General features: G+C 45.1%; 7 protein-coding genes. 4 read left to right on the forward strand and 3 right to left on the reverse strand.

Annotation, left to right across the window (positions count from 1 at the left end):
• The first annotated feature begins 412 nt into the window (after positions 1-412).
• The 3 genes from purS to RH949_RS00135 are packed head-to-tail and all read left to right on the forward strand — an operon-like array spanning position 413 to position 1,712.
• Positions 413-694 carry a phosphoribosylformylglycinamidine synthase subunit PurS gene (gene purS, locus RH949_RS00125; RefSeq protein WP_446351550.1) on the forward strand — a complete coding sequence of 94 codons (282 nt, stop codon included), beginning with the start codon at positions 413-415 and terminating at the stop codon, positions 692-694.
• Positions 691-1,401, forward strand: coding sequence for a phosphoribosylformylglycinamidine synthase subunit PurQ (gene purQ, locus RH949_RS00130; protein WP_006104744.1), 711 nt, complete (start codon positions 691-693; stop codon positions 1,399-1,401). The genes purS and purQ overlap by 4 nt, the downstream gene beginning before the upstream one ends.
• A gap of 59 nt (positions 1,402-1,460) precedes the next feature.
• The gene (locus tag RH949_RS00135) at positions 1,461-1,712 is read left to right on the forward strand and encodes a hypothetical protein (protein ID WP_006104783.1); all 252 of its coding nucleotides are present in this window, start codon (positions 1,461-1,463) and stop codon (positions 1,710-1,712) included.
• Positions 1,713-1,900: 188 nt separating this feature from the next.
• On the opposite strand, the gene RH949_RS00140 is transcribed toward RH949_RS00135, so the two are convergent.
• Positions 1,901-2,653 (reverse strand): DUF4058 family protein, encoded by a 753-nt coding sequence (locus RH949_RS00140; RefSeq protein WP_006104715.1) that lies wholly within the window; start codon positions 2,651-2,653, stop codon positions 1,901-1,903.
• 143 nt (positions 2,654-2,796) lie between these two features.
• The gene (locus RH949_RS00145; protein WP_044210180.1) at positions 2,797-3,216 is read right to left on the reverse strand and encodes a secondary thiamine-phosphate synthase enzyme YjbQ; all 420 of its coding nucleotides are present in this window, start codon (positions 3,214-3,216) and stop codon (positions 2,797-2,799) included.
• A gap of 176 nt (positions 3,217-3,392) precedes the next feature.
• Between RH949_RS00145 and RH949_RS00150 the strand changes: the two genes are divergently transcribed.
• Positions 3,393-4,031 carry a Uma2 family endonuclease gene (locus RH949_RS00150; RefSeq protein WP_446351551.1) on the forward strand — a complete coding sequence of 213 codons (639 nt, stop codon included), beginning with the start codon at positions 3,393-3,395 and terminating at the stop codon, positions 4,029-4,031.
• A 56-nt stretch (positions 4,032-4,087) separates the two neighbouring features.
• Here RH949_RS00150 and RH949_RS00155 read toward each other — a convergent pair whose 3' ends face one another.
• Positions 4,088-6,415, reverse strand: a complete 2,328-nt coding sequence (locus tag RH949_RS00155) for a VIT domain-containing protein (protein ID WP_446351552.1) — start codon at positions 6,413-6,415, stop codon at positions 4,088-4,090.
• Between the last annotated feature and the right edge of the window lie 559 nt (positions 6,416-6,974).

Raw genomic sequence — 6,974 nt, forward strand, 5'->3', positions numbered from 1 at the left:
TTAAGGCTGATATCGAGCGACAATGCCGGGTATCAGCCAAGCGTAAGCGTTAACGGTTATCGACCAAAAGTTACACCGTGGACTTATACCAAGGCAGAATTACTGATGGGTAGGTTTGTCTAGGTTTTTAGAAGCGGTTAATCGAGGAAAAAGGATATGGACTATTGGGGATTAGTAATTCAAAATTTAAACCTAACAAGAAATCTGTAACCGAGGCTATGATCAACTGAGTACCCAGGGACTCTGGGGGAAAGAAATTGGCTGTCAAGTCGGGCTGTCGGGGGCATAGGACCTAGATAAGTGGCGTAGGGCAGCAATGTCTAACAGCGATGTTGGAAACCCACACCATAATCTTTGATTTGGTGTGGGAGGATGTCACATTAAGGTAATCTCAAACCACTAGGGGGTGCTTGTGAATCGTCAGTATAAGGCTCGAATTTATGTTACACTGCGACCTTCTGTATTAGATCCGGCTGGCGTGGCAGTCGAGTCCGGGATTGGGCAACTCGGCATCGCGAATGTTAAGCAGGTACGCATCGGCAAGTATATTGAGTTAATGCTGACGGCGGCGGATGAAAACCAAGCCAGTGAGCAACTGGATCGCATCTGTGACCAACTTTTGGCGAATCCGGTGATTGAAAATTATCGATTTGATTTGGATGAAGTACAGGTACAGTTAGGGGTATCAACATGAAATTTGGTATTGTGGTTTTTCCTGGCTCAAACTGCGATCGCGATGTTGCTTATGTCACCCAGGATTTGCTCAACTGTCCGACTCGGATGGTTTGGCATGAAGAAACGGATATTTCTGATCTGGATGTGGTTGTATTACCCGGTGGCTTTAGTTATGGCGACTACCTGCGCTGCGGCGCGATCGCTCAGTTTTCGCCGATTATGTCCCATGTGATTGCCCACGCCAAACAGGGTAAATTTGTCCTGGGTATCTGTAACGGCTTTCAAGTCTTAACCGAAACCGGGTTATTACCGGGGGCATTAGTCCGGAATCGAGATCTCCATTTTATTTGCGATCGCGTTCCCTTGAAAATAGAACGCACTGACATTCCTTGGACTTCAGCTTACGCCACGGGAGAGATGATCACACTGCCCGTTGCTCACGGTGAAGGACGCTACTACGCCCATACAGACACCCTGAAAGCCCTCGAAGATGGAAATCAGATTGTCTTTCGTTACGCCAATTCCAGTGGTGAAATCGACGAAACCAGCAATCCGAACGGTTCCGTGAACAACATTGCCGGAATATGCGATCGCACGGGTAAAATATTGGGCATGATGCCTCATCCCGAACGGGCATCTGACCCTTTGTTGGGCAGTGTTGATGGCATCAAATTATTTCACGGATTATTAGCGTTCATGAATCAACAGCGACTCCAACCCGTCTAACCAAGTTTCTTTATGCTCTCTGAAATCGTAAATTAAATTCAATACTCCTAAGAAAGCCAGTGACTTCAGACAATCCCAACACCGGCTTGCCCATCAAACCAATCCGCTACCGAGATTGGTTAATTAGCACGAAGATGATTGACAGACGGTTGTGGTTACGGTGGCAACACCCGAATGAAAATTTTGCTCGCTATAGCTATCCAGTCACCGAGCGAGGGTTGACAGATTCCATTCGTTATGCAAGACATCTGATTGATTTGACTATCGAGTTAGAAGAGGCAGAGTCAAAAGCTGCTTCATCACGAGACTAAAGGCGGGGGAACTACGCCAATAGGTTGGGTTTCGACTTCGCTCAACCCAACAGAATCACAAATTCTAAGTAGTCGGATAAAAGAAAACAATACACTCACGCTTATGTATGTAAATAGTCCTCAAACCCTTACCAGAGACAAAGGACAAATGAAGACAATCTCCTCCTGTTAGCCTTTATTCTGTCCACTTAGCTTATCAACGACTGCACCCACTGAAAATCCCTCTCCCTCAGAGGTGGAACAGTCTGCTGTAAATAATCAATCGCTAGGTCTAAAGCAGCTTCCTGGTACACTTGTTTCAAGACCTCAGCTAAATTGACAACAGGTTCTGGGTCTGGTGGCTGCAATGGAAGCAAAAATTGGGGAATGGATTCACGCAGATTAAACGGGTAAAGTTCAGCTTCGGGACGGAGATTCGTTCGACTGACCAAAATGCGGTAATCTGATGGAACTGCCTCTGCCATTGGCATAAATTTTCCCGTCCTCAACAGATCAATTTCAACCAAGTGAGTGGCACTATTTAAAACCTTTTGTCGCTTCTGCAAATACTTCTCTCTCCCTTCACCACCTCGTTTATTTTTAGGTGAGAGGATTTCTACAACCGTTACCACCCGTCCTGTCTTGACTTCCCGAATTTCCAAATACCGTTCAGTGATTTCTTCAGTTAAGGGTATCGTCACCCGAATGGGTTTAGTTACAACCTCAGTTGCTGTTACAGCTACGTTGGGTGCTGTTTCAGGAGTCTTTGGGAAAACCGTTACATCGGGAATACCCACGAGTAAAGCATCCAAGTAAACCCGTTTCTCAATTGCTGCTCGATATTTGGGTACTAATGAGGGATTGAGATAACGTGCCAATTGAAAAATCAGCCAGGAGTGAACCTCTGACCACAAAGCTGGATTTTCCAAATAAGGGTTCATCCCTGGAAAACTTGGTGTCATAATCACAGGACAATGAAACAACAGACGATGGAAACTTGAGTTCGATGCCTCCATACCTCCATACTAGATCTATAGCAAAAGACAGAAAGCATTTATGTTTAGTGAATTACTCAGATGTGAATCATTTCTGTTGCTGAATGAAACTATTCGCCATAAATCGTCACCACAATTTTGCGGCGACGGGGTTTCACATCACATTCTAGGTGAAAGATTTGCTGCCAAGTGCCTAATTCTAACCTGCCATTTTTAAGGGGTACAGTGAGAGAGGGTCCTAGCCAAGTGGCTTGAAGATGAGAATGTCCGTTACCATCATGCCAAGTTTGCTCATGTCCGTAATCTCGACTGGGTGGAATCAGTTTATTTAATAGTTCCGGTAAATCCCGTTCCAATCCTGGTTCAAACTCGATTGTGCCAATGGAGGCGGTACTGCCAATATTAAAGACATGAACCATTCCGGTTTGGATACCAGAGTTTTCGACAATGGCATTGACTTTATCGGTTAAGTCATGCATGTCGCCATTCTTGTCGGTGGCAAGTTGAATGTAATCTTGATGAACAGCCATTATGTTGATGGGGATAACTCTTTTCTATTTAAGCAGGATGAGCGAGAATCGTCATTCGTCTTATGTCATTGGTCATTCGTCTTATGTCATTGGTAAGGAGTTGCGGCTGATGTACACCGTGTAAAATCTAGACTATTCAAGACGAGATAAAATTTAATATTCAATGGAGTTAAACCATGTTATTAGAACTGAATCGAATTACCGTACCACCAGGACAACGAGTGTTGCTCTCCAATATAAGCTGGCAGGAATTTGAGACAATTTTAGCGGATTTAGGCGAACATCGTGCCGCTAGAGTGGCGTATGATAATGGAACCTTGGAAATCATGACACCTTTACCTGAACATGAAAGTCGGAAAGAACTCGTTAGTGATTTACTCAAAGCACTTCTTGAAGAATTAGATATTGAATTTTGCACCTTGGGTTCCACTACATTCAAAAATGAGGCAATGATTAAAGGGATAGAACCGGATAACTGTTTCTATATTCAAAATGAAGCAATCGTTCGAGGTAAAGACCGCCTTGATTTAACGATAGATCCACCTCCCGATTTAGCGTTAGAAATTGATGTCACCTCTCGCACGCATCCGAGTATCTATGAAGCCTTAGGTGTACCTGAACTGTGGCGATTTGAAAAAGGACATTTACAAATTAACGTGCTGCGAGAGGGAAAGTATATTCAGTCGGAAATTAGCCCCAACTTTCCTAACTTTCCACTCATTGACGCGATTCCTCAGTATCTCAACCAATGTCGGACTTTGGGTAGAAATAAAACAATGAAGGCGTTTCGCGCTTGGGTACAAGAGCAAATTTAATTTTCAATTCCATCCCCATTTTATGTAGAGACGTAGCATGCTACGTCTCTACAGGGTTAACTGTCCGTTTGAATCCGTAAGGTTAAACGCACCGTATCCATTAACCATTGGGGTACTCGCCAACTTAAAAGCGATCGCTTAATTACATCAATCACAACGGCTTCATTGAGGCTAGAGGCATCCTCATCCCATAATACCCGCACCACACGCCCCTTACGCACCGGAAACTCAAAGACAAGTTCGCCACAGTATCCCGATGGTAAAATCACCTGTTGCAGGTGTTGCGTGAGTAGAGTCGCACTTGACTTTTCTAATCCGGTAACGCTGAGAACTTGCAGGTTGGTAATGGTTTCATCCAGAACCGGGGGAGATGCGGTAGGAGTGATATCCACATCAGTACAGTTCAGGAGTGGCTGCTGGATGGAATCGCCTACAACCGGAGGAGACGCCCCATTAGTCGTGAGTGAGGGTGGCAAACCAGAATTGCCTCGCGATCGCCTGAATTTGAGTCCGAGGAAACGCATGGGAGATTGATCGAATATTCCTTCATACGATACCCCTTCTGGCACCTCCACGGGGACAGAAACACAAATTCCTTTCCCTTGCGGATCAGTTCGGATTTGTTCACTGACGGCAACAAACGCTGTATAGGGGGCTAAAATCTGATAGGTTAAAGCCGTTTCGATGATTGCCTCAACCTGTGCCTTCTTCTCACAGTGCCACATTTGATTCATCAAATCTTTGATTCGCGCCCGCCCCCACAACTGCGCGATCGCACAATTACCCTCTGAATCCAATCTCAGGTGAAATTCCTGTTCATAACGCTTACCCCCGGTAACGGTTCCGGTAATTTTCAGAATACCCATCTGTTCCGGATAAATCGGAGAAATGCGCCCAAATAAAACTAAGGGTTGTTGGGTAAACAAATCGGGGGGAGTTGTCGGATAAATCATCGCTTCTCCCAGCCCTTGCCACTCAACATTTATATTCGTAAGAACGGGATTATTGATGTGGCGCAAGAATTTTTCAGTGACTTCCTGAGTTGACTCATCCTGACGTACAATTCGTGAGGTTCCTCGCCCTAATTCAGCCATCCGATTTAAGAGAAACCGATTGGGCGAACTGCCAACGCCAAAACTATATAAACGATTTCCGGATTTGAGATACTGTTTGACCTCTGCCAAAATTTCTGATTCATTACCAATATAACCATCCGTAATTAATACAATACTGCGTAAACGTCCTTCGGGTGCAGCGGGGAAATTTAAGACAGCGCGAATTCCATTGAGTAAATAAGTGCCGCCATTTGCCTTTAATTGATTGATATACGTGAGGGCTTTAATCCGATTTTGGGGTGTATTGGCTAAGGGTTTGGCAGACAATTGGGTCGTGATATCAGAAAAATCAAGAATCGTAAACGTATCCTGCGGATTCAAACCCTGGATAAATCGGCGCATCAGTTCCTGAGATTTACGGAACGGATCACCTTTTTGAGATCCTGAAGTATCGATGAGAAAAACGACATCTTTGGGGACAATTTCATGATCGGAATAATCCACAGCCGGAATCAAATAAAGGGCGAAATGACCGCCGCGTGTATCCGATTGCGTCAGTACCGTCGCCTGAGTGCGATCGCCTGCTACTTGATAGCGTAAAATCAGGTCTTTGTTGGGAATGGTGTCCCCTTCCCCTAGGAGTACGCGCACCCCTGTTTCCTCATGTTCCACTTTGATCTGGTGCGAGGGGGAATTAATGTTGGAAATGGGAACCCCAGCGTCAATTTCCACCGTGATTTGAATATCATGTCCAGATCGGGTACTGGGTGGGATAATCGTAGGCATAATCCGTGACGCATCCGCCACGCGATCGCTATCCCCAGTTTCGTCAATGGGAATCCCTGGACAAAATCGGGGTCCTACCACCATCGGGAAAACAAATTCGCATTCACCGCCACTAAATTTCAGCGTATCAGTATAGCGAATCGTAACATCAATTCGTTCTCCTGGTTTAATATTGGCTAAAGATTGAGTAAAAATATTATCCCGTTCTTGTTCTAATAATCCAGCCGTTCGTCCTTCTTGGCGGGCTTGTTCGTAAATTAGCTGCGCCTCTTCCCGTTTTTTAATCCCCCCTTTAATTATGCGATCGCCCAGTTTAATTTCCATCTCATCCACCACCGCCGCATCTGGCAAAGGGAAGATATAGATAGCTTCTAAGGGTTCCCGGAAGGGATTTTCAAAGGTTTGCGTCACCTCGACGCGGGATAAATTACCCGCCACCTTAGCCAGCACTTGCGTATGCTTTAATGGGAAAACCAAAGCATGTTCCCCCGTTTTGGTGTATAGTCCACCAAGGGGTTTATGAGAGCGAAGCGTTGTATTCATAACCATGAGTACGTTCTTGACCAATGAGGGGCATCTATAATTAATGCTACTGTTGAATTTTGGCGTTTCAGGAGTAGTTGACCCCTTATACTAGCGTTAGGGTTTTTTGTACATCCAAGGAAAATTAACAAATATAAAGAATGAGGGGTGGAGATCGTCATTCGTCCTTTGTAAAGGTTTGAGTTGTAGGGTGGGCTGTGCAACGCCAGACTTGAGAAGTGTGACATTCAACCTAACCCCCCAGCCCGGGAGAATTCAAAACCTCTCTCCTGTAAGGAGAGAGGTTTTCCAGATCCCGATCAAAAGTAAGGTTTATCCGCGACGAAATGATAAAAAAAGCTAAAGTCACGCAGCAGTCGGTGTGCAGTGCGTTAAAATCTATCGCAAGTGAAACAATAACACCATGCTAGCCTGATCTTGTCGCTCTCCCCAAAATAAGCTGTCATGCATTTAAATTGGGTATTAGTAGCGAGTAAGATGCTTGATGTAGCGAGCAAGATGCTTGATGTAGCGAGCAAGATGCTTGATGTAGCGAGCAAGATGCTCGCACTACGGCAAG

Source organism: Coleofasciculus sp. A1-SPW-01 (assembly GCF_040217205.1).
Classification (GTDB): Bacteria; Cyanobacteriota; Cyanobacteriia; order Cyanobacteriales; family Coleofasciculaceae; genus Coleofasciculus; species Coleofasciculus chthonoplastes_A.

Coding starts and splice junctions, on each gene's coding strand:
- RH949_RS00150 (WP_446351551.1), top strand. CDS start 3,393: ATGTTATTAGAACTGAATCGAATTACCGTACCACCAGGACAACGAGTG.
- purQ (WP_006104744.1), top strand. CDS start 691: ATGAAATTTGGTATTGTGGTTTTTCCTGGCTCAAACTGCGATCGCGAT.
- RH949_RS00145 (WP_044210180.1), bottom strand. CDS start 3,216: ATGGCTGTTCATCAAGATTACATTCAACTTGCCACCGACAAGAATGGC.
- RH949_RS00155 (WP_446351552.1), bottom strand. CDS start 6,415: ATGAATACAACGCTTCGCTCTCATAAACCCCTTGGTGGACTATACACC.
- RH949_RS00140 (WP_006104715.1), bottom strand. CDS start 2,653: ATGACACCAAGTTTTCCAGGGATGAACCCTTATTTGGAAAATCCAGCT.